This window comes from Mangrovicoccus algicola (assembly GCF_014903745.1).
Lineage (GTDB): Bacteria > Pseudomonadota > Alphaproteobacteria > Rhodobacterales > Rhodobacteraceae > Mangrovicoccus > Mangrovicoccus algicola.
On sequence record NZ_JACVXA010000041.1, the window covers coordinates 24519 to 45308 of the forward strand.

The window sequence follows — 20790 nt, forward strand, 5'->3', positions numbered from 1 at the left end:
GCCGCCGGGCCCCGCGCCGCGGATCCGGGCTTTCCTTCGGGCGGGCGGGAGGCTAGAGCGGGGCCATGCTGAAGACCCGTGTCATTCCCTGCCTCGACGTGAAAGACGGCCGTGTCGTCAAGGGCGTCAATTTCGTCGATCTGATCGATGCCGGCGACCCCGTGGAGGCTGCGCGCGCCTATGACGCCGCAGGCGCCGACGAGCTGTGCTTTCTCGATATCAACGCCACCCATGAAAACCGCGGCACGATGTACGATCTGGCCACGCGGACGGCGGAACAGTGCTTCATGCCGCTGACCATCGGCGGCGGCGTGCGGACCCATGAGGACGTGCGCGCGCTGCTTCTGGCGGGGGCGGACAAGGTCAGCTTCAACTCGGCGGCCGTGGCCAATCCCGATGTCGTGGCCGAGGCCGCCATGCGCTTTGGCAGCCAGTGCATCGTGGTGGCCATCGATGCCAAGACGGTGGAGCCCGGCCGCTGGGAGATCTTCACCCATGGCGGCCGCCGCCCCACCGGCATCGATGCCGTGGAATTCGCGCGGACCGTGGTGGAGAAGGGCGCGGGCGAGATCCTGCTGACCTCGATGGATCGCGACGGCACGCGGGCGGGGTTCAACCTGGGGCTGACCCGGGCGATTTCCGATGCGGTTCCGGTGCCGGTGATCGCCTCCGGCGGGGTCGGGACGCTGGACCATCTGATCGAGGGCGTGACCGAGGGCGGGGCCAGTGCGGTCCTCGCCGCCTCGATCTTCCATTTCGGCGAATTCACCATCGGCGAGGCCAAGGCGCATATGGCCGCGGCCGGCATCCCCGTGAGGCTGTCATGAGCGTTCTCGAAGACCTGGCCGCCACCATCGCCGCGCGCAAGGGGGCCGATCCGGACAGTTCCTGGACGGCGAAGCTTTTCGCCAAGGGGCCCGAGAAATGCGCCGAGAAATTCGGCGAGGAGGCGATCGAGGCGATCATCGCGGCGGCCAAGGACGACCGGGAGAACCTGGTCTACGAGGCGGCGGATGTGCTCTATCACCTGCTGGTGATGCTGGAATCGCGCGACGTGCGCCTGGCGGAGGTGCTGGATGAACTGTCGCGCCGCCAGGGCGTCTCGGGCATTGCCGAGAAGGCCGCGCGCGGCTGACAGGGCAAGGACCGCCGGGCGGCCCCACAGGGCGGTTCAGGCCATTAGCCCGAGGCGCGGATATTCCTGCTTGGGGCAGCGGTCCTGCACGACATCGATGCCGCGGGCGGTCGCCATCTGCGCGGTGGCCTCGTCGCGCAGTCCCAGCTGCAGCCAGATCGTGCGCAGCTGCGGCAGCGCGAAGAGCGCTTCGTCCACCACATCCGGCACGTGCTCCAGCCGGCGGAACACGTCGACCATGTCGACGGGGATGTCCGGCGGAATGTCCGACAGGGTCGCATAGATCCGCTGGCCGAGGAAATCCTGCCCTGCCAGGCCGGGATTGACGGGCACGACACGCTTTCCCTGCGAAACGAGGAATTGCGAGACGTAATGGCTGGGGCGGTCGGGATTGGCCGAGAAACCGACACAGGCCACGACCTGGGTGCGGCGGAGGATCTCGGCAATCTGGGCATCGTCTTCGATCATGGCCGAAGCCATATGCCCAATCGCGACGGCTGGCAAAGGGCCTTGGCGGGGTTGCGGCAATCCGCCTAGTGCCGCCGGGCAAGGGGCGAGGCGGAAAAAAGCCCGGGCCGAAGCCCGGGCGGAAAGTGCGGAACGAGGGACAGTGAAGACGCGGCGGAGTTCCGGCCGTCCGCGTTCCTGAAAGACATAGGCGGCCGGGATGCGCGTCAAAGGGGTGCTCCCCGGAATGTGATCGCCCGAACCCCGGAGGTTCAGTCCAGCACGTCCAGAACGGCGCCGATCGCCTTCTTCATAAGGCGTTTCTTGATCCGCCGTCCGGCCTTGCCCTGCAGCAGCCGGGCAAGCTCCGCCCCCGGCCCCGGGAGGCTGTGGGGCGGAGGCTTGGGCCGGGTCTGCCTGTGGCCCCCCGCATCGCAGCGGATCGCCTTGAGGTCGCTCAGCGGCGCGCCGCAGCCCGCGCAGGCCAGTTCGTGGCGCTGCCTTCCGGCCAGGATCAGCGTGTCGCGGCGCCCGCAATAGCAGCAGGTGGCGATCCGCGGCTGGCTCATCCGCGCGCGGCCATGGCGTAAAGCCCGACCGCCGCCGCGTTCGACACGTTGAGCGACCCGAATTCCCCGGCGAAGGGCACGCGCGCCATGATCTGGCAGGTGTCGCGCGTGCGGTCGCGCAGGCCCGGGCCCTCGGCGCCGAGCACCAGGACGACAGGCTCGCCCGCGCAGGCGGCGGCCGCCTCGGCCAGGGTATGGTCGGCCTCGCCATCCAGCCCGACGGCGCGGTAGCCCATGCCGATCAGCGCTTCCAGCGTGTCGGCGAGGTTCCGCACCCGCAGATAGGGCTGGCGCTCCAGCGCGCCGCAGGCGGTCTTGGCCAGCGCGCCGGTCTCGGGGGCGGAATGGCGCGAGGGCGCGATCACCGCTCGGGCGCCGAACACCTCGGCCGACCGCAGGATGGCACCCACGTTATGCGGATCGGTCACCCGGTCCAGCGCCACGACCAGCGGCTGCGCGCCGCCGGGACGGCAGACATCCTCCACGGCGCCCCAGTCCAGCGGACGCACCTCGACGGCCGCGCCCTGGTGGACAGATCCCGGATCCAGCGGGACGGGAAACTTGCGCGCATCCGCGATCTCGGGCTCGATCCCGGCCCCGGGCAGGGCATCGGCCAGCCGGTCGGCGGCATTCCTGGTCAGCACCAGGCGCAGCTTGTCGCGCATCGGATTGGCCAGCGCGTCGCGCACGGCATGGATGCCGAACATCCAGAAGGTTTCGGCGGCGGCGGCGCGGCGCGACCGCTCTTTCTCGATCACCCATTGGGGCTTTTTCATGGCTTTTTCCCGGCTCTGCGGCTTTGCGGACAGATGCGGGACGGGGGATGCAAGGGCAAGCGATTTTCCTGAAATTTCCTGCTTGACCCCCCCCGCCGCTATAGGTAGATCACCCCACACACGTCAGGGCGACGAGCTGCAAGGTGCGGCAGCGGACTGTAACTCCGCCGGGGAGACCCACGCCTGGTTCGATTCCAGGGTCGCCCACCACCACCCCTTCGCGGGGCAGGTGGCGGGACAATGACGGGGCAGGACGCCCGGACATGTCGCGTGGGAATCATCCTGAAAACTTGATAGCACTCCTTTTTCGCCGAGGCGAGCCTGTCGCGCAGCCGGATCAGATCCCGCGGCGCGGCGCGCGCCCCATGTCAGGCTTGTGCCCGCACCGGACCGCGCCTTTCGGGGCGGCCCGGGCAGCTCGGCCGATCCTAGCCGGAGATGCGGCGCGCGATTTCCTCGGCCAGCCTTTCGATGGCCAGGCCATGGGCGCGGGCGATATCGGTGGTGGCGGCGTTCTCGGGCAGGGGGATGGCGATGTCGAAGCGTCCGCCGCGATCCGACAGGCTGCTGCCCACCGGCGAGATCGCATAGGCCCCCTGCAGCCGCAGCCCGGTTCCCTGCGCGGCCAGGAACCGTTCCACCACGACCGTGACTGACGCGGCGGGCAGATCGGCGAAGGGCCAGGGTTCGGCCGCCACGCGGGTCCCGGTGATGGCGGCGAGGTTGCGCGCCAGCGCCAGCGTCGTGGCGCGTTCCGGCGTATCGGCCCAGACTTCCTTGGGATCGGCCTTGACCGAGCCGTCCGGCTGCTGCAGCGCGATGCCGTCGGCCGCCGAGGCGTATTGCGGCAGCGACACGTCGCGCACCTCCAGCGAGGAGACGACGGCGCGCAGCCGCAGATCGGAAGTCGGCGCGTCCAGCTGGTACTGGGTGGGCGGCGAGGTGCAGCCCGCAACCCCCAGCAGCATCAGGATCGGCAGGATGGTGAAGTTCTTCATGGTCAGCGCCCCCGTATCAGCGCGGATGGATTGCGTTCGATGGTGCGCGCCAGCGAGGTGACGGCCTTCGCTGCCTCGCGCAGGTCGTTCAGTGCGGCCAGGGTCTGGGCGTTGAACCGCGACCGGTCGCCATAGCTGGCCAGCAGGCCTTCGCCGGTGGTGACCAGCCCGTTCAGCCGCGCGGACAGCTCCGGCAGGGTGGCGGCGGCGGCCGATATCGCATCGGCGGCCTCGGCGGCCGATTGCAGCGTGGCATTCACGTTTTCCACCGTGCCCCCCTCGCGCAGTTCGGACAGGCTCAGCGTCAGCTCGTCCAGCGTGCCGTTGAGCGAACCGGGCAGGGCGCGGGTCTCGGGCTGGGACAGGAAGCTGTCAGTCGTCGCCAGAAGCGCGTCGGCGCTTTGCACCAGCTCCTCGACCGGCAGGGAATCCGCCTTGGCCACCAGCTCGCTGATTTGGTCGCGCAGTTCCGGCAGCCCCGCGGCCGTGCCCTCGATCGAGGCGGTGATGGCATCCAGGCGCTCCAGCGCGGCGACCAGGGAATTGACCCCGTCCGAGCCGTTGACCTGGTCGATGACCTGCCGCAGCCCGGCCACCGCCCCGGACACCTCTCCGGGCAGGGCGCGCACCCCCTCGGAGGCGATCAGCCCGCGGGCCTCGTTCAGCGTGCCGTTGATCGTGCCGGGCAGGGCCTGGGTCTCGGGCGCCGCCGCCAGCGCGGCCAGCCCCTCCGCCGTCGTGGTGGCCGCATCCACCAGCGGCTGCAGCTCCAGCGCCTGCACCTTGCCCAGGACATCGGCGATCTGCTGGCGCAGCTCGGGCAGTCCGCTGGCGGTCGTCTCGATCGAGGCGGCAATGGTGTCCAGCCGCTCCAGCGCCGCCAGCGCATCGGTCAGCCCGCCGGAATCGCGCACCCGCGTCAGCACATCCGTGGCGGCGGAGATGGCGGCATCGGCCCGGCCCGGCAGCGCCTGCACCCCTTCGGAGGCCAGCAGCTCCCGCGCCTCGGCCAGCACCGCGCCGATCTCTCCGGGCAGGGCCCGGGTCTCGGGCGAGGCGGCCACGGCCTGCACCGCGTCCAGCGTGCCCTGCGCGCTGTCGACCAGCCCCTGAAGCTGCAATTCGCCGGCCGTGTCGGTGACGCCGCGCGCGGATTGCATCAGCGGCCCCAGTTCCGCCGCGGCGGTTTCCAGCTCGGCCAGCAGGGTATCGACCCGCTCCAGGTTCCGGTCGCTGCCGATGCCGGAGATGACCCCGCGCAGATCGGCGACCGCGCCGGTGAGATCGGCCATCAGCGGCTCCAGGTCCAGGGCGTCGACCTTGGCCTGCGCGCTGCCCAGCACGCCGACCACGGCACCGGGCACCTCCTGGATGCCAGGGGAGCTGATCAGGGCATTGGCGCTGTCGATCAGGCCGGTCACGCTGTCCATGAGGTCCTCGATCGGCAGCGCGGCGATGCGGTCGGCGATCCCCTGGGCCGAGGCGTTCAGGCTGGAAACGTCGACCGGCACCGTGGGAATGACCGGATAGCCCTCGGCGATGGTCTCCATCTCGCCGGCCGGGATGTCGCCATCCTCCGACAGGACGATCTTCAGCCCCCCCGAGAACAGGCTTTCCACGGTCAGCTCGGCGCGCAGCCCCTCGCTGACCTGGGCCGCGATATAGCTGCGGACCTCTTCCTCGCCATCGGTCTGGGGCAGGCCCAGCGGCTGGGCGCGCAGACCGATATCGACGCGCAGCCGCGGCTCGGCCTCGCCATCCTCGTCGGCGACATTCACCATGTTCAGCACCTGGCCGACCTGGACGCCCGCCATTTCGACCGGCGCGCCCAGTTCCAGCCCGCCGAGCGCGCCCTCGAAGATCGCGGAGAACAGCACCTCGTCGGTGCGGTCCTCGGGGGTGATGCTGCGCCGGGCCGTCTCCTCGTCGGGATGCACGGTGAAGGCGGCATTCGGGCCCAGCGGGCTGCCCGGCAGTCCCACCGTCCCGAAGGTCACGCCGCCCTCGATCAGCGAGGCGATGTTGCCCACGTCGAGCCGTAGCCCGCCTGCGCCGACATTCACCGAGAATCCGCCCACCGACCAGAATCGCGAGGTGGAGGTGACAAGCTTGTCATAGGGGGCGTTGATGAAGGCATGGGCGGTGACGCCCGAGCCGTCCTCGGCCAGCTTGGGTTCGTCCAGCTCGCCCACCGTCACGCCGCGATAGACCACCGGCGCGCCGGCCTGGATGCGCCCGCCCTGCATGGCCCTGAGCGTGACGACCGTGCCTTCCTGCCCGTTGCGCACCAGCGGCGGCTCGTCCGTGCCCTCGAATTCGCGGCGTTCCTCTCCGGGGGTGCTGTCCCAGCTGCCCTCGATGAAGACGCCCGACAGCACGGTGTCCAGCCCCGAGACCCCGCGCGCCGTCACCTGCGGCTGCACGATCCAGAACTGCGCGTCCTGGTCGATATAGGATGCGATGGACTTGTCCAGGCGGATATGGGCGACCACGGCGGCCAGGTCATCGGTGAAGGTCAGCTCCTCCACCGTGCCGACGGTCAGCGACCGGAATTTCAGCTGGGTCTGCCCGGCGGTCAGCCCGCTTGCCTGGTTGAACCGCACCTCGATCACCGGCCCGCGCGCGGCATAGGTCTGCCAGGCGATGAACAGCGCGACGGCCACGGCCGCCATGGGAACCAGCCAGACAAGCGACAGGCTCGGGCGGCCCTTGCCGCCGGGACTGCTGATTTCCATCCGGGGTATCTCGTCACTCATGTCCTGCCCTGTTCGCTGGCGTCGTAGATGAGGCGCGGATCCAGGCTCTGGGCGGAGAGCATGGTGAAACCGACCGAACAGGCAAAGCTGATCGCGGCCAGGCCCGGATGGATGCTGACCACCACCGAGAACTGGACCAGCGCCGAAAGGATGGCGACCACGAAGACGTCGATCATTGACCATCGGCCGATGAACTCGACCAGGGCGTGGACGCGGTGAAGCTGATGCGCGGGAACCGACCCGGCCGGGCGCCGCAGGGCCAGGGCGATCCAGGCGATGGCCAGGAACTTGCCCAGCGGAATGCAGACCGAGGCCAGGAAGACCACCGCCGCGACGAAGGCGGCATCATGGTGCAGCAGGTCGAGCACCCCGCCGATGATGGTCGAGGCGGTCTCGTCGCCCAGCATGCTGGTCTTCATCATCGGGAACAGGTTGGCCGGAATATACGTCACGACCCCCGCGACCCACCAGGCCCAGACCCTCTGGAGGCTGTGCGGCGCCCGCGAGGTCAGGCTCGCGCGGCAGACGCCGCAGACGGGGGTTCCGGCGGGCCAGACATGGGCGCAGTGGCGGCAGGCCACCAGCCCCGCGCGGCGCGCGGTCAGGCGGGGCGCAGCATGTGCCAAAGGGTTCTCTCGCAGGTGACGGCGTCCTTTGCGGCCAGAAGCGTGGCGACGGCCGCCATCGCCCAGAAGGCCGGGCCGAAGCTGATCGTGGCCATGTCGGCGACCTTTACCATGGCGACGGCGACGCCGACCATGAAGATTTCGGCCATCGACCAGGGACGCAGCTCGACATTCATGCGGAAGGCCTCGCGCGCCCGGGGCCAGGGGCGGCGTCCCAGGGCCAGCGGCAGGGTGACGTAGATCAGAAGGCACAGGCGCAGGCTGGGCAGCAGCACGATCAGCAGGCCGATCGCCAGGCTCAGCGGCGCCATGTCATCCACGGCGAAACTGGCCACCGCGTCGATCACCGAGGCCTGGGTGGTCAGCCCGCTGGCGGTCATGGTCAGGAACGGAAAGCCGAGCGCGACCGCCATCAGCACCAGCGCCGCGACGGCCAGGGCAAGCACGGTGCGGATCGCGCCGTTGCGCGGGGCGAAGATCACCGTGCCGCAGCAGCTGCAGGTCGCGGTCCGGCCCGCGGTCAGAAGATCCGCGTGGAACAGCGTGTCGCAGGTCGGGCAGGCGACCAGTCGCGCGGGATCGGGGCTCGTGCTCGTCATGCCTTACCATCGGAAAGCGGGGAGGGACTGTCAAAGCCATATAGCGGGTTCGCGGCCCGGTTCCGCGCTGGTGCGGGGCAGGGTGACATTCGGCCGCGTCCGGGATCAGGCCCGCCCCGGCGGAACAGCCGGGGCCTCCTGCCACCGGCCCGGCGCCAGCCCCTCCAGGCGCCATCGCCCGATCGCCGCCCGGATCAGCCGCAGCGTCGGATGCCCGATCGCGGCGGTCATGCGCCGGACCTGGCGGTTGCGCCCTTCGGTGATGGTGATCTCCAGCCAGCTGTCGGGCACCGTCTTGCGGAACCGCACCGGCGGATCGCGCGGCCACAACCCGGCCGGTTCCGCGATGGCGCGCACCCTGGCGGGCCGGGTCGGGCCGTCCTTCAGCTCCACGCCGGCCGCCAGCGCCTCCAGCGCCGCGGGCTCGGGCAGGCCCTCCACCTGAACCCAGTAGGTCTTGGCGGTCTTGTGGCGGGGCTCGGCCAGCCGCGCCTGCAGCCGCCCGTCATCGGTCAGCACCATCAGCCCCTCGCTGTCCTTGTCCAGCCGCCCCGCCGGGTAGACGCCGGGCAGGTCGATGAAGGCCGAAAGCGTCGGCGAGGGCGAGGCGGCGGTGGAGCTGTCGGTGAATTGCGACAGCACGCCGAAGGGCTTGTTGAACAGGATCGTGCGGGCCATGGCGCGGCGCTAGCAGCTTCGGCCGCCGCGCTCAAGCGTGACGGGCGGGGCAGGCCCCGCCCGGCCGCGGTCAGTCGTCGCCCAGAAGCGTGGGACCCGCGCTGGCGGGGATGGCCTCGGCCAGCCCGGCCGGGTCGGGCAGCTCGTACTCATAGGGCGGCTCCCACCCGGCGCCGGCCTCCAGCGTCTTGTCGGGATTGGCGGCATTGTAAAGCGCCACCAGGTCGGCCGCCTCTCCATTGACCAGCGATCCGCGATCCTCGATGCGCTCGCCCTTGTAATGCTTGATGATCTTCGACGGATCCATCCCCTCGGGCAGCACGAAGGCATTGGCCTCGGACAGGGCCTGCGATTCCTTGCCCGCCCCCAGCGCGTAGTCGAAGGCATAGGGCCCGCTATCGGTGGGGGTGTAGAGATTGCCGAAGACATGAACCTCGCCATAGCGCACGCGCGGCAGGCGCTGGCGGACATTGTCGTACCAGTTGCCGGTCAGCGTCACCTTCAGCCGCCCGCGATCCTCGGTGCGGCTGTCGGAGGAGCCGATGATATGGGTCTTGTCATGGTCGAAGAAATGGCTGTTCGACACGGTGACCAGGCTGGCGCCGTTCTTGACGTCGATCAGCCCGTCATGATGCTGGTGCACCCGGCCGAAGACCTGCGGAATGCTGTCGTCATGGCGCGCCCCGTCGGAGAAGGAACAGTGGTCGATCCAGACATGGCGCGTCTCGTCCTCGATCGAGATCAGGTCGTATTCGGCGTTCCAGTTCCCCTGGCTGCCATCCGTGGGGTCCCATTGCGGGAAGAAATCCCAGCTGTCCTCGAAGGCGATGTTGCGGATGATGACGTTCTCCACGCCCTTCAGCAGCAGCGTGCCGTTGATGATCTTCGCGCCCGGCAGGCCGATCAGCGTCTTGTTGGACCCCACGCGGATCATGGAATGGGCCTTCTGCGCCTGTTCGGAGGCTTCGCGCGCCTCCTCCAGCGCGCCTTCGGGTTCCTTGTCGCGGCCCCAGGCCTCGGGGGAATAGGCGTCGATATAGGCGGCCTCGTCATAGCCCTCGGCGGCGAAGGCGGACGCATCCTGCGGCGCGCCCGCATCATCGGCGGTCAGGTCGATCACCCCGTCGATGACGATGACCGCCGCCTCGGCATTGGCGGCATTCTCCAGGTTGTCGCCGCCGAGCGCGGCGACCAGTTCGGCGCGGCTGGTGACGATGACCGGCTCCGCCCCGGCGCCGCCGGTCGTGCCGCCCTCCACCGTTGCCCAGCCGGTGGCGGCGGGGGCGGCGGCCAGCGCCAGCACCTCCTCGGAGAGCGGTTCGGCGGCATAGGCCGCAAAGGCGGTGCTGCCCGCCAGAAGGGCGATGAGTGCGCGTGACATGTGGTCCTCCCTGACCGTCGGATATCCTCGGATCACAGGCTAGTATGCCAGTGGGTCCGACCCAATGACCGAAACCGGATGGACGAAACGGAAGACCCCGGGCCGGCGCCCGCAGACGCGAAAGCCCCGGCGCTGCGGCCGGGGCTTTGCATTAACGTGTCGCGACCGCTCAGCGGCGCGAAGGCATGCTCTCAGCGGTCTTCGACATCCACGTAGTCGCGCTCGGCGGCGCCGACGTAAAGCTGGCGCGGACGGCCGATCTTCTGTGCCGGATCGCCCAGCATTTCCTTCCACTGCGAGATCCAGCCGACGGTGCGGGAGACCGCGAAGATCGGCGTGAACATCGAGGTCGGGAAGCCCATCGCCTCCAGGATGATGCCGGAATAGAAATCGACATTCGGGAAGAGCTTCTTCTCGATGAAGTAGGGGTCTTCCAGCGCGGTCTTTTCCAGTTCCTTGGCAACCTGCAGCAGCGGGTTGTTCTCGACGCCCAGAAGGCCCAGCACCTCGTCCGCCGATTCCTTCATCACCGTCGCGCGCGGGTCGCGGTTCTTGTAGACCCGGTGCCCGAAGCCCATCAGGCGGAAGGGATCGTTCTTGTCCTTCGCGCGGGCGATGAATTCCGGGATGCGGTCGACCGTGCCGATTTCCTTCAGCATCTCCAGGCAGGCCTGGTTGGCGCCGCCATGGGCGGGACCCCAGAGGCAGGCGATGCCGGCGGCGATGCAGGCGAAGGGATTGGCGCCCGAGGAGGAGGCCAGGCGCACGGTCGAGGTCGAGGCGTTCTGCTCGTGATCCGCGTGCAGCGTGAAGATCCGGTCCATCGCGCGGCTGAGGATCGGGTTCACCTCGTAATCCTCGGCGGGAACCGAGAAGCACATGCGCAGGAAGTTCGACGCGTAGTCGATATCGTTGCGCGGATACACGAAGGGCTGGCCGACATGGTACTTGTAGGCCCAGGCCGCGATGGTCGGCATTTTCGCGATCAGGCGGATCGAGGCGACCTCGCGCTGCCAGGGATCGGAGATGTCGGTGCTGTCATGGTAGAAGGCCGACATGGCGCCGACCACGCCCACCATGATCGCCATCGGGTGGGCATCCCGGCGGAAGCCGCGGAAGAAGTTCTGCATCTGCTCGTGCAGCATCGTGTGCTTGGTGACGCGGCTCTCGAAATCCTCGAGCTGCGCGCCGGTCGGCAGTTCGCCGTAAAGCAGCAGGTAGCAGACCTCGAGGAAATGCGATTTCCCGGCAAGCTGGTCGATCGGGTAGCCGCGATGCAGCAGCACGCCCTCTTCGCCATCGATGAAGGTGATGGTCGACTCGCAGGACGCGGTGGAGGTGAATCCGGGATCGTAGGTGAACACGTCGCCCTGGGCATAGAGCTTGCGGATGTCAATGACATCCGGGCCCAGCGTGGGCGACATCATCGGCAATTCCACGGTCTTGTCCCCGAAGGTCAGGGTCGCGGTCTTGGCCGGTTGCGCAGTATCAGGCATTGGCATCCCTCCTTTGCCGACCTGCCGTCCCGGAGCGGGGCGGACAGGCGATGGGTATGTCTTGCGCCGGCCGGGTCAGTCCCGGCCAGAGGAAAATACGTCTTCGAGGCGGGCAAGAGTTTCCTCCCGGCCCAGGACGAGCATCATGTCATAGACGCTCGGGGTCGCCGTCCGGCCTGCAAGCGCGGCCCGCAGCGGTCCGGCAAGCTTGCCGAATTTGAGTTCCCGAGGGTCCATGAAGCTGGCGATCACCGCCTCCAGATCATTGCGGCTCCAGCTAGCACTTTGCAGCTGCGGCGTCAATTCGACCAGTATACCAATGGATACAGCGTCAAGGGCGGCGGCGGCCTTCGCATCCGGCTGGATCGGCCGGGAGGCGAGGGCGAATTCCCCCTTTTCAAGAAGATCGCCCCAGGTCTTGGCGCGGTCTTTGAGGCAATACATCGCAGCCGAGAGCCGGTCGCGCCGGATCCCGTCAAGCGGCGGCTTCGCGGTCGCAGCAAGAAATCCGTCCAGCTCGGCCAGGATCGCCTCGTCCTCCATCATCGCCAGATGATGGCCCGAAACGTTTTCCAGTTTCTTGAAATCGAACCGCGCGGGTGCCTTGTTCATGCCCTCGAAGCCGAACCAGTCCAGCGCCTGGGCGGTGGTGAAGACCTCGTCATCGCCATGGCTCCAGCCCAGCCGCGTCAGGTAGTTGCGCAGCCCTTCCACCGGGTAGCCCATGGCGCGGTATTCCTCGACCGCCAGCGCGCCGTGCCGCTTGGACAGCTTCTTGCCGTCGGGCCCGTGGATCAGCGGGATATGCGCCCAGACCGGCAGGTCCCAGCCCATCGCGGCGTAGATCTGGCCCTGGCGTGCGGCATTGGCCAGGTGGTCGTCGCCGCGGATCACATGCGTGACACCCATGTCATGGTCATCCACCACCACCGCCAGCATGTAGGTGGGCGTGCCGTCCGAGCGCAGCAGCACCATGTCGTCGAGCTGGTCGTTGCGGAAGGTGACATCGCCCTGCACCTGGTCGCGGATCACCGTCTCGCCGTCGCGCGGGGCCTTCAGCCGGACCACGTAGGGCGCATCCGGCCGGTCTGCCGGATCGGCATCGCGCCAGGGCGACTGGAAGAGGGTGCTGCGGCCCTCGGCCCTGGCCGCATCGCGGAAGGCCTGGATCTCGTCTTGGGTGGCATAGCAGCGATAGGCATGGCCCGTTTCCAGCATCTGCAGCGCCACTTCGGCGTGGCGCGGCGCGCGCTCGAACTGGCTGACGATCTCGCCGTCATGGTCCAGCCCCAGCCAGGCCATGCCCTCGATGATCGCGGCGGTGGCCTCCGGGGTCGACCGCGCGCGGTCGGTATCCTCGATGCGCAGCAGGAACCGGCCGCCGCGGCCGCGGGCGAAGAGCCAGTTGAACAGCGCGGTGCGCGCGCCGCCGATATGCAGGAATCCGGTGGGCGAGGGGGCGAACCTCGTCACGACGGGGGCATCAGCCATGGAACGGACCTCGTGTCTTGCTCGATTGGCCGCCGGTTTAGTCGCTCGGCCGCACCGGGTAAAGCGCCCGCCGGCGGGCCGGGGCCCGGCTGGCGTTAACGGTCTGTAAACCATGAGGCGGCACTGCGGTATGCAGGACAGTTCCGGCCCGGAGGCCCCTCGTGCCGCTCGACATGCTGATCGCTGCGCAACGCGGACATCTGTTTCCCTGGGTGCCGGTGATGCTGGGCTGCGGGATCGGCGGGTATTTCGCGCTGCCCGCGGAGCCCGCGGACTGGATGCGCCCGGCCGCCTGGGGGGCGGCGGCGCTGCTGGTGCTCGGCGCGCGGCGCGCGGCGGAATCGCTCGCGCCGCTGCTGCTGGGGCTGTCGCTGGTGCTGGCGGGCGGGGCGCTGGCCGCCTGGCGCAGCCACCAGGTTGCCGCGCCGGTGCTGTCCTTCCGCTATTACGGGCCGGTGGAGGGGCGGATCCTGAAGATCGACCGGTCGCTCAGCGACCGCATCCGGATCACCCTGGACCGGGTCATGCTGGCCGATACCGCGCCCGCGCGGCTGCCCGCCACGGTGCGGGTCTCGCTTTCGGCCGACATGCCCCATACCTCGCTGGAGCCGGGCAAGACCGTCATCCTGACCGCGCATCTGTCGCCGCCGATGGGCCCGGCGGAGCCCGGCGGCTTCGATTTCCGCCGCCTCGCCTGGTTCGAGAGACTCGGGGCGGTGGGCTATTCCCGCACGCCGGTCCTGGCCCTGGAGCCTGCCATCCGCGACGGTCCGGCCATGAGAATCGCGGGGTTCCGGGCGCAGCTGTCGCAGGCCATACGCACCGGCATTCCGGGGCAGGCGGGGGCCTTCGCCGCGGCGGTGGTGACCGGCGACCGCCTCGGGCTGGACCGGGCGACGATGGATGCGATGCGCGCCAGCAACCTGGCGCATCTTCTGGCCATCTCGGGGCTGCATATGGGATTGCTGACCGGCTTCGTCTTCCTCGTGCTGCGCCGGGCCATCGCGGCGGTGCCCCGCCTGGCGCTCAGGATCGACGGGCGCAAGGCGGCGGCGATCGTGGCCCTGGCGGCGGCGACGGCCTATCTGGCGCTGTCGGGCGGCAGCATCGCGACCCGCCGGGCCTATGTCATGGCGGCGGTGATGCTGGGGGCGGTGCTTCTGGACCGCAGGGCGCTGACGCTGCGGGCGGTGGCGGTGGCGGCCATCCTGATCCTGGCGGCGCGTCCGGAAAGCCTGCTGAATGTCGGGTTCCAGATGTCCTTTGCCGCGACCAGCGCGCTGGTCTGGGCCTTCTGCTGCCTGCGCGATGCGCCGCTTCCGCGCGCGCCGCGGCTTCTGAGGCCCGTTCTGGCGCTGGCTCTTTCCTCTGCCGTGGCGGGGGCGGCAACCGCACCGATCGGCGCGGCGCAGTTCAACCAGATCGCGCAATGGGGCGTGCCGGCCAATCTCATGGCCGTCCCGGTGATGGGGCTTCTCGTGGTGCCTGCCGCGGTGCTGGCCGCCTGCCTGGCACCGTTCGGGCTGGCGGGTCCGGCGCTCTGGGCGATGGGGGCGGGATGCAGCTGGATCCTGGCCGTGGCCGCGCGGGTCGCCGCGCTGGAAGGCGCGGTGCGCCCGGTCGTGGCGCCCGCGCCCGCGGTGCTGCCGCTGATCGCCGGCGGGGCGCTGGTGGTGATCCTGTGGCAGGGGCGCGGCCGCTGGGCGGGGCTGCTGCCGGTCGTCGCCGCGCTGTGGCTCTGGGCGGGAACCCAGCGCCCCGCGGTGCTCATCTCCGCCAGCGGCGGGCTGGTCGGCGTGCTGGAGCCGGGGGGACGGGTGCTGAACAAATCCGGCGGAGACGGCTATGCCGCCCGCGCCTGGCTGGAAAACGACGGGGATGGCCGCCTGCCGGAGGCGGCGGCCCGACCCGGTCCGGCGGGGTTCGAGGCGGAGCTGGCCGGGCTGCGGCTGCGGCAGCTGTCGGCCGCACAGCTGCGCCGCCGGGCCGATCCCTGTGCCGGGGCGGACCTGGTCGTCACGCCCGGCGAGGCCGCGGCGGAGGGGGAAGCGTGCCTCGTGCTGGACCGCAACCGTCTGGCCGAAACCGGCTCCGTCGCGCTGCGAAACGGGCCCGGCGGGGATCTTTACCTGGTGACGGCGGCAAAGCGCGCCGGGCAGCGGCCCTGGACGGGCAGGGCGGGCAGGGAGGCCCTTCGCGGGCCGCGCCTGCCGGGGCCCGGCGCGGGCAGCTGAGCGACGCAGGCCCAGGCCCGGTCCGGCGGCGCACCGGTTTTCGTCCAGGCACCGCCTGGCAGGCATGCGGGGATCGGGATTGCCGGACGGCGCCTGCGGATCCGGAGGTAAGACGAGTCCCGCCCTTGTCGCCGCGCCCGCGGACATGCCGCAGACCGGTGTGCTTCCCCCGGGGGGCGCCGGGTCCGCCTGCGCGGCCCGGCGCGGGACAGCGCGGGGTCAGTAGGTGCGGATCAGCCCGACGAGCCTGCCCTGGATCTGCACGCGGTCCTCGGAATAGGTCTGGACGACATGCGCGGCATTGGCCGGTTCCAGCGCGATGGTCCGGCCCCGCCGACGATAGCGTTTCAGCGTCACGGTCTCGTCGTCGATCTTGGCGACGACGATCTCGCCGTTCTCGGCGGAACTGCCTTCGCGGATCACTACGATATCGCCGTCATTGATCCCGATATCGATCATCGAGTCGCCCTGGACCTCCAGCGCGTAATGGTTGCCGCCGCGGCTGAGCATGCTGCCCGGCACGGTGACGGATTCCTCCTGCCGCACCGCCTCGATCGGGCCTCCGGCCGCGATGCGGCCCTGCAGGGGGATATCCCAGGCACCGCCATGATCCACCGCGATCGCCCCCGCCGGAGCCTCGCCGCCGCGCGATCCCTCGATGACCCGCGGGGCGAAACCGGGATTGGCGAGCGTGTCGGGAAGGCGGAGGATCTCGATCGCGCGGGCCTTGTGCGGCAGGCGCCGCAGATAGCCGCGTTCCTCCATCGAGGTAATCAGCCGGTGAATCCCGGATTTGGATCGCAGGCCGAGGTGGTCCTTCATCTCGTCGAAGGAGGGCGGGACGCCGTCGCGGCTCTGCCTCTCATGGATGAATTCCAGCAGTTCGAGCATCTTCTTCGTCAACATCAGCCGGTGCCATTTCCAGGTTCTGGTTTAGTTTGACAAATGTTCTAGGCGCGTTCCCGGTTTGTGTCAAGAAGACCCGTCACAGCGGGATGTATTCGACCTCTTCGCCCGGCTGCCGCGCCGGGTCCCCCGGCGGCCGCACCAGCAGCGCATCGGCCGCCGCCAGCACGCTCAGCAGGCTGCTGTCCTGGCTGGCAAGCGGCGCGAGCCCCGCAGGGCCCATGGCGGCACGCATGTAATGTTCCCGCGGGCCATTGGCCGGGAGCGGCCGGGCCAGCGGGCTGCGGCGGCGCGGCACGGCGCGGGCCGGCAGGCCCAGCATCGCCTCGAGCATCGGCAGCAGGAAGATCCGGCCGCAGACCAGAGCGCTGACCGGATTGCCGGGCAGGCCCAGCATCGCCGCACGGCCCATGCGTCCTGCCATGAGCGGCTTGCCCGGGCGCATCGCGACCTTGTGGAAGTCCAGGCTCAGGCCGCGCGCCTGCGCCACGGAGGCCACGATGTCATGATCGCCGACGGACGCCCCGCCGCAGGTGACGACCAGGTCGGCCCCGGCCGCCAGGTCGAGACACTGGCCCAGGCTGTCCTCGCTGTCGCGGGCGATGGGCAGCAGATGCGCGATCCCGCCCGCGGCCTCGATCATGGCGATCAGCCCGAAAGCATTGGAGGCGACGATCTGCGACGGGCCGGGCGTCTCGCCGGGCATGACCAGTTCGTCGCCGGTGCAGATCAGCGCCACCCGCGGCTTGCGCGCGACGTCCGCTGCGGGCAGGTTCATCGCCGCCAGAAGGGCAATCTCCGCCGGCCCCAGACGCCTGCCGGCAGGCAGCATCTGCATCCCTTCGGTGAAATCCCCTCCAGCGGGGCGGATGTTGCTGCCCGCGCCCGGCCGGTCGCCGATGGTGATGCGGTCGCCCTCGCGCAGGACATCCTCCTGGATCACGACATGCCCGGCGGAGGCCGGGACAGGGGCGCCGGTGAAGATGCGCACGGCCTCTCCGGGCTGCACCGGTCGATCGTGCCCGCCCCCGGCGGCGGCCTCGCCGATCACCCGCAGGACCGCCCCGGGCCGCAGGTCCTGCGGACGCAGCGCATATCCGTCCATGGCCGAAGCGGCGAAGGGCGGCTGGGTGCGGCGGGCGATGGCCGGGCGCGCCAGCACCCGTCCGGCGGCGGCGCGCAGCGGCACCGTCTCGGCGCCGGTCGGCTCCACCAGCGCGAAGAGCCGCGCCAGCGCCTCCTCGACGGAAATCACGGGGCGGCCTCGTAGCGGCCGGACTTGCCGCCCTCCTTCAGCATGACGCGGATGCCGAGGATCTCCATGTCCTTCTGGGCGGCCTTCAGCATGTCATAGACGGTCAGCGCGGCGGTCGACACGGCGGTCAGCGCCTCCATCTCGACGCCGGTCTGGCCGGTCGTCTTCACGGTGGCCTCGATCCGCACGCCCGGCAGCGTCGCGTCCGGGCTGAGCTCCACCGAGACGCTGGTGACGGGCAGCGGGTGGCAGAGCGGGATCAGATCGGCGGTCCGCTTGGCCCCCATGATCCCGGCCAGCCGCGCCACGCCCAGAACGTCGCCCTTCTTCGCCGTGCCCTCGGTGACAAGGCGCAGCGTCTCGGGTGACATCCGCACCGCGCCCTCGGCCCGGGCGGTGCGGGCGGTCACGGCCTTGCCCGAGACATCGACCATATGCGCATCGCCCTTGGCATCGAAATGGGTCAGCATCACATGCCCCCATGCGCGGTCAGGGGCTGGGACAGCAGGTCGCGCGTGGCCATGGCGACATCCTCCTGCCGCATCAGGCTTTCCCCGATCAGGAAGCAGCGCACGCCGAAGCGCGCCATGTCGGCCAGGTCCTCGCGGGTGAACAGCCCGCTCTCGCCCACCAGAAGCCGGTCGATCGGCGCCAGCTTGGCCAGGGTCCGCGTGGTGTCCAGCGAGGTCTCGAATGTCTTGAGGTTGCGGTTGTTGATCCCCAGGAGGGTGGATTTCAGCAGGCTGGCCCGCTCCAGTTCCTCCTGGTTATGCACCTCGATCAGCGCGTCCATGCCCCAATCCGCGGCGGCGGCTTCCAGCTCCTGCGCCTGCGCGTCCGAGACGCTGGCCATGATGATCAGGATGCAATCCGCGCCCAGGCTGCGCGCCTCGGCCACCTGGTAGGTGTCGTACATGAAATCCTTGCGCAGCACCGGCAGGCTGACCGCCCCGCGCGCCGCCACCAGGTAGTCGTCGGCGCCCTGGAAGCTGGGCCCGTCGGTCAGCACCGAGAGGCAGGTCGCGCCGCCTTCCTCATAGGCGGCGGCGATGGCGGGCGGATCGAAATCGGGGCGGATCAGCCCCTTGGAAGGGCTGGCTTTCTTGACTTCGGCGATCAGGCCATAGCCCTGCTGGCTGGCCTCGTGCAGCGCGCGGGCAAAGGGGCGCACCGGCGAGGCGCTGCGGGCGCGGGCCTCGATCTCGGAGAGCGGCACGGCCTGCTTGCAGGCGGCGACATGCTCCAGCTTGTAGGCCTTGATGCGGTCCAGGACGGTCTCGCTCATGCGGCCACCTCCGATGTGATGCGCGCCAGCGCCTGGACCTTGCCCAGGGCTGCGCCGCTGTCGATGCTTTCCGCGGCCAGCGCCGCGCCTTCCTTCAGACCGCCCGCGCGTCCGGCGATCACCAGCGCCGCGGCCGAGTTCAGCAGCACCGCGTCGCGATAGGCCGAGGCCGTCCCCTCCAGCAGCGCCCGGAAGGCCGCACCGTTCTGCGCGGGGGTGCCGCCGACGATCTCCTCGAAGGGATGGACCGGCAGTCCCGCATCCTCGGGATGGACGCGGAAACTGTTGACCGCCCCGTCCTTCAGCTCGGCCACCTCGGAGGTGCCGGTGATGGTCAGCTCGTCCGTGCCGTCCGAGCCATGGACCAGCCAGGCGCGCTCCGACCCCAGCGCGCCCAGAACCTCGGCCATGGGCCGGATCAGCGCGGCCGTGTAGGCGCCGGTCAGCTGGTACCTGACGCCCGCCGGATTGGTCAGCGGTCCCAGGACGTTGAACACGGTGCGCGTGCCCAGCTCGACCCGCGCGGGGCCGACATGCTTCATCGCCGGGTGATGCATCGGCGCCATCATGAAGGCGATGCCGCAGGCATCCAGCGCCTGCTGCACCACGGCGGGGGACACCATGACATCGACGCCCATCTGCGCCAGCGCATCGGCGGAGCCCGATTTCGAGGACAGGTTGCGGTTGCCGTGCTTGGCCACCGCGACGCCCGCGCCCGCCACGACGAAGGCCGCCGCGGTGGAGATGTTCAGCGTCCCCTTGCCGTCGCCGCCGGTTCCCACGATGTCAATGGCGCCCGCGGGCGCCGTCACGGGGCTGCACTTGGAGCGCATCACCTGCGCGGCGGCGGCGATTTCGTCCACCGTCTCGCCGCGGGTGCGCAGCGCCATGAGGAAACCGCCGATCTGCGCCGGCGTCGCGCGGCCCTCGAACAGCGCAAGGAAGGCCGCCTGTGCCTCGTCGCGGGTCAGGGGCCCGGCCGCCGCCCTGCCGATCAGGGGTTTGATATCGTCGCTCATGCCGGTTCCTTCAGCCCGTCGAGGAAAGTCTTGAGCATCTGGTGTCCATGCTCGCTGCGGATGCTCTCGGGGTGGAACTGCACGCCTTCCACGGCCAGGTTGCGGTGGCGCAGCCCCATGATCGTGCCATCCTCCAGCCAGGCCGTCACCTCCAGGCAGTCGGGCAGGCTGTCGCGTTCCACGATCAGCGAGTGATAGCGCGTGCCCTGCAGCGGCGAGGGCAGCCCGGCGAAGACGCCGCCGCCCGCATGGTGGATATGGCCCATCTTGCCATGCACGATCTCGCCGGCGCGCACCACCTTGCCGCCGAAGGCCTCGCCGATGGTCTGGTGGCCCAGGCAGACCCCGAAAAGCGGAATGCCCTCGCGCGCGGCGGCGCGCGTCAGATCAAGGCAGATCCCGGCCTGGGCCGGATCGCAGGGGCCGGGCGACAGCACGATCCCCGCGGGGCGCAGCGCCAGCGCGGCCTCCACGCTCAGCGCGTCGTTGCGATGCACCTCCACCCCGGCGCCGAGTTCGCCGAAATAATGCACCAGGTTATAGGTGAAACTGTCGTAGTTATCGATGAGCAGCAGCATGGCGGGTCCTTCGGTCTGGAACGCAGTTGCACCCTTCGGGCCATCATGGTCAAGGGGCGCGGGGCGGCAAGGCGGCGGGCGCGGCGCGATCCGGTCTTGTCCGCGGCAGGCAGGACTGACAGGCTGGGCAGGGCAGGCGATGGAAACGGGACGGAAAACTTGGGACGGGTGACGCGGGGCGTACTGGCCGGGCTGGTCTTCGGGCTGGCGGTCGCGGCGGTTCTTCTGGCGATGGCGGCCGTGCAGATCGAGCAGGCCAAGCCCGTGCCCCCCGGTGCGGCGCCGGTGGTCCGGCAGGTCCTGCCGCCGGTCGCGCCGCAACCGGCCGCGGCGGTTGCGCCAGCTCCGCCGGGGGCAGCGCGGATCTTCCATGATGCGGGGGCCCCGTCCCGCCCGGTCCCGCCGCCGCGGCCCGTTGCCCTTTCCGCCGGAACGGCGCTGCCCGCGCTTGCCGCGCCGCCTGCGCCCGCACTGATCGATCTCAGCGCCGTTGCCCCGCCCGTGCTCCTGCGGATCGGGCCGACGGAGCGGGACGGGGCTGCCGCGCCGCCAGCCGCGGTG

The 20790-nt window shown here is 70.1% G+C and carries 20 protein-coding genes, 1 tRNA gene and 1 pseudogene; 5 read left to right on the plus strand and 17 right to left on the minus strand.

Going from position 1 to position 20790, the window contains the following annotated elements:
* Positions 1-65: 65 nt before the first annotated feature.
* Entirely contained in the window at positions 66-827 is a 762-nt protein-coding gene (hisF, locus tag ICN82_RS13450; RefSeq protein ID WP_193183641.1) for an imidazole glycerol phosphate synthase subunit HisF, read from the plus strand.
* A complete protein-coding gene (locus ICN82_RS13455; protein ID WP_193183643.1) occupies positions 824-1135 on the plus strand; it encodes a phosphoribosyl-ATP diphosphatase in 312 nt (103 codons plus the stop codon). The genes hisF and ICN82_RS13455 overlap by 4 nt, the downstream gene beginning before the upstream one ends.
* Before the next feature lie 36 nt (positions 1136-1171).
* Here the strand turns inward: ICN82_RS13455 and ICN82_RS13460 are convergent, their stop codons facing one another.
* From ICN82_RS13460 to ICN82_RS13470, 3 genes are all read right to left on the minus strand, one after another.
* The gene (locus ICN82_RS13460; protein WP_193183646.1) at positions 1172-1603 is read right to left on the minus strand and encodes a CoA-binding protein; all 432 of its coding nucleotides are present in this window, start codon (positions 1601-1603) and stop codon (positions 1172-1174) included.
* 251 nt (positions 1604-1854) lie between these two features.
* Positions 1855-2151: a hypothetical protein gene (locus ICN82_RS13465; protein ID WP_193183648.1), complete on the minus strand. Its 297-nt coding sequence runs from the start codon at positions 2149-2151 to the stop codon at positions 1855-1857.
* Positions 2148-2927: a TrmH family RNA methyltransferase gene (locus ICN82_RS13470; protein WP_193183650.1), complete on the minus strand. Its 780-nt coding sequence runs from the start codon at positions 2925-2927 to the stop codon at positions 2148-2150. Before ICN82_RS13470 ends, ICN82_RS13465 begins: the two co-directional genes overlap by 4 nt.
* Positions 2928-3053: 126 nt before the next feature.
* Here ICN82_RS13470 and ICN82_RS13475 point away from each other — a divergent pair.
* Positions 3054-3137, plus strand: a tRNA-Tyr gene (locus tag ICN82_RS13475).
* Positions 3138-3355: 218 nt separating this feature from the next.
* On the opposite strand, the gene ICN82_RS13480 is transcribed toward ICN82_RS13475, so the two are convergent.
* The 8 genes from ICN82_RS13480 to gltX all read right to left on the minus strand — a co-directional run bounded on the left by ICN82_RS13480 (position 3356) and on the right by gltX (position 12952).
* Positions 3356-3925: a PqiC family protein gene (locus ICN82_RS13480; RefSeq protein WP_193183652.1), complete on the minus strand. Its 570-nt coding sequence runs from the start codon at positions 3923-3925 to the stop codon at positions 3356-3358.
* Positions 3926-3927: 2 nt separating this feature from the next.
* Complete coding sequence (locus tag ICN82_RS13485) at positions 3928-6681, minus strand: MlaD family protein (protein WP_193183653.1); 2754 nt, start codon at positions 6679-6681, stop codon at positions 3928-3930.
* Positions 6678-7307 (minus strand): paraquat-inducible protein A, encoded by a 630-nt coding sequence (locus ICN82_RS13490; RefSeq protein ID WP_193183655.1) that lies wholly within the window; start codon positions 7305-7307, stop codon positions 6678-6680. The genes ICN82_RS13485 and ICN82_RS13490 overlap by 4 nt, the downstream gene beginning before the upstream one ends.
* Entirely contained in the window at positions 7283-7906 is a 624-nt protein-coding gene (locus tag ICN82_RS13495) for a paraquat-inducible protein A (protein WP_193183657.1), read from the minus strand. The genes ICN82_RS13490 and ICN82_RS13495 overlap by 25 nt, the downstream gene beginning before the upstream one ends.
* A 105-nt stretch (positions 7907-8011) precedes the next feature.
* The gene (locus ICN82_RS13500) at positions 8012-8584 is read right to left on the minus strand and encodes a pseudouridine synthase (RefSeq protein ID WP_193183659.1); all 573 of its coding nucleotides are present in this window, start codon (positions 8582-8584) and stop codon (positions 8012-8014) included.
* A 70-nt stretch (positions 8585-8654) separates the two neighbouring features.
* Positions 8655-9965, minus strand: coding sequence for a pectate lyase family protein (locus ICN82_RS13505; protein ID WP_193183661.1), 1311 nt, complete (start codon positions 9963-9965; stop codon positions 8655-8657).
* 191 nt (positions 9966-10156) lie between these two features.
* Positions 10157-11461 carry a citrate synthase gene (gene gltA / locus ICN82_RS13510; protein ID WP_193183663.1) on the minus strand — a complete coding sequence of 435 codons (1305 nt, stop codon included), beginning with the start codon at positions 11459-11461 and terminating at the stop codon, positions 10157-10159.
* Positions 11462-11536: 75 nt separating this feature from the next.
* The gene (gltX, locus tag ICN82_RS13515; RefSeq protein WP_193183665.1) at positions 11537-12952 is read right to left on the minus strand and encodes a glutamate--tRNA ligase; all 1416 of its coding nucleotides are present in this window, start codon (positions 12950-12952) and stop codon (positions 11537-11539) included.
* A 161-nt stretch (positions 12953-13113) separates the two neighbouring features.
* Between gltX and ICN82_RS13520 the strand changes: the two genes are divergently transcribed.
* Positions 13114-15186, plus strand: a complete 2073-nt coding sequence (locus ICN82_RS13520) for a ComEC/Rec2 family competence protein (protein WP_330999005.1) — start codon at positions 13114-13116, stop codon at positions 15184-15186.
* Positions 15187-15405: 219 nt separating this feature from the next.
* Here ICN82_RS13520 and lexA read toward each other — a convergent pair whose 3' ends face one another.
* The 6 genes from lexA to ICN82_RS13550 all read right to left on the minus strand — a co-directional run bounded on the left by lexA (position 15406) and on the right by ICN82_RS13550 (position 20229).
* Positions 15406-16092 carry a transcriptional repressor LexA gene (gene lexA / locus ICN82_RS13525; protein WP_193183667.1) on the minus strand — a complete coding sequence of 229 codons (687 nt, stop codon included), beginning with the start codon at positions 16090-16092 and terminating at the stop codon, positions 15406-15408.
* A gap of 79 nt (positions 16093-16171) precedes the next feature.
* Entirely contained in the window at positions 16172-17347 is a 1176-nt protein-coding gene (locus ICN82_RS13530) for a molybdopterin molybdotransferase MoeA (RefSeq protein ID WP_193183669.1), read from the minus strand.
* On the minus strand, positions 17344-17817 hold the full coding sequence (moaC, locus tag ICN82_RS13535; RefSeq protein ID WP_193183671.1) for a cyclic pyranopterin monophosphate synthase MoaC: 474 nt from the start codon (positions 17815-17817) through the stop codon (positions 17344-17346). Before moaC ends, ICN82_RS13530 begins: the two co-directional genes overlap by 4 nt.
* Positions 17817-18632 carry an indole-3-glycerol phosphate synthase TrpC gene (gene trpC, locus ICN82_RS13540; RefSeq protein WP_193183673.1) on the minus strand — a complete coding sequence of 272 codons (816 nt, stop codon included), beginning with the start codon at positions 18630-18632 and terminating at the stop codon, positions 17817-17819. The genes moaC and trpC overlap by 1 nt, the downstream gene beginning before the upstream one ends.
* Positions 18629-19651, minus strand: a complete 1023-nt coding sequence (gene trpD, locus ICN82_RS13545) for an anthranilate phosphoribosyltransferase (protein WP_193183675.1) — start codon at positions 19649-19651, stop codon at positions 18629-18631. The genes trpC and trpD overlap by 4 nt, the downstream gene beginning before the upstream one ends.
* A complete protein-coding gene (locus ICN82_RS13550) occupies positions 19648-20229 on the minus strand; it encodes an anthranilate synthase component II (protein WP_193183677.1) in 582 nt (193 codons plus the stop codon). The genes trpD and ICN82_RS13550 overlap by 4 nt, the downstream gene beginning before the upstream one ends.
* 168 nt (positions 20230-20397) lie before the next feature.
* Here ICN82_RS13550 and ICN82_RS13555 point away from each other — a divergent pair.
* Positions 20398-20790, plus strand: a pseudogene (locus ICN82_RS13555) (hypothetical protein); the annotation flags it as partial.

Coding starts and splice junctions, on each gene's coding strand:
- hisF (WP_193183641.1), top strand. CDS start 66: ATGCTGAAGACCCGTGTCATTCCCTGCCTCGACGTGAAAGACGGCCGT.
- ICN82_RS13455 (WP_193183643.1), top strand. CDS start 824: ATGAGCGTTCTCGAAGACCTGGCCGCCACCATCGCCGCGCGCAAGGGG.
- ICN82_RS13460 (WP_193183646.1), bottom strand. CDS start 1,603: ATGATCGAAGACGATGCCCAGATTGCCGAGATCCTCCGCCGCACCCAG.
- ICN82_RS13465 (WP_193183648.1), bottom strand. CDS start 2,151: ATGAGCCAGCCGCGGATCGCCACCTGCTGCTATTGCGGGCGCCGCGAC.
- ICN82_RS13470 (WP_193183650.1), bottom strand. CDS start 2,927: ATGAAAAAGCCCCAATGGGTGATCGAGAAAGAGCGGTCGCGCCGCGCC.
- ICN82_RS13480 (WP_193183652.1), bottom strand. CDS start 3,925: ATGAAGAACTTCACCATCCTGCCGATCCTGATGCTGCTGGGGGTTGCG.
- ICN82_RS13485 (WP_193183653.1), bottom strand. CDS start 6,681: ATGAGTGACGAGATACCCCGGATGGAAATCAGCAGTCCCGGCGGCAAG.
- ICN82_RS13495 (WP_193183657.1), bottom strand. CDS start 7,906: ATGACGAGCACGAGCCCCGATCCCGCGCGACTGGTCGCCTGCCCGACC.
- ICN82_RS13500 (WP_193183659.1), bottom strand. CDS start 8,584: ATGGCCCGCACGATCCTGTTCAACAAGCCCTTCGGCGTGCTGTCGCAA.
- ICN82_RS13505 (WP_193183661.1), bottom strand. CDS start 9,965: ATGTCACGCGCACTCATCGCCCTTCTGGCGGGCAGCACCGCCTTTGCG.
- gltA (WP_193183663.1), bottom strand. CDS start 11,461: ATGCCTGATACTGCGCAACCGGCCAAGACCGCGACCCTGACCTTCGGG.
- gltX (WP_193183665.1), bottom strand. CDS start 12,952: ATGGCTGATGCCCCCGTCGTGACGAGGTTCGCCCCCTCGCCCACCGGA.
- lexA (WP_193183667.1), bottom strand. CDS start 16,092: ATGTTGACGAAGAAGATGCTCGAACTGCTGGAATTCATCCATGAGAGG.
- moaC (WP_193183671.1), bottom strand. CDS start 17,817: ATGCTGACCCATTTCGATGCCAAGGGCGATGCGCATATGGTCGATGTC.
- trpC (WP_193183673.1), bottom strand. CDS start 18,632: ATGAGCGAGACCGTCCTGGACCGCATCAAGGCCTACAAGCTGGAGCAT.
- trpD (WP_193183675.1), bottom strand. CDS start 19,651: ATGAGCGACGATATCAAACCCCTGATCGGCAGGGCGGCGGCCGGGCCC.
- ICN82_RS13550 (WP_193183677.1), bottom strand. CDS start 20,229: ATGCTGCTGCTCATCGATAACTACGACAGTTTCACCTATAACCTGGTG.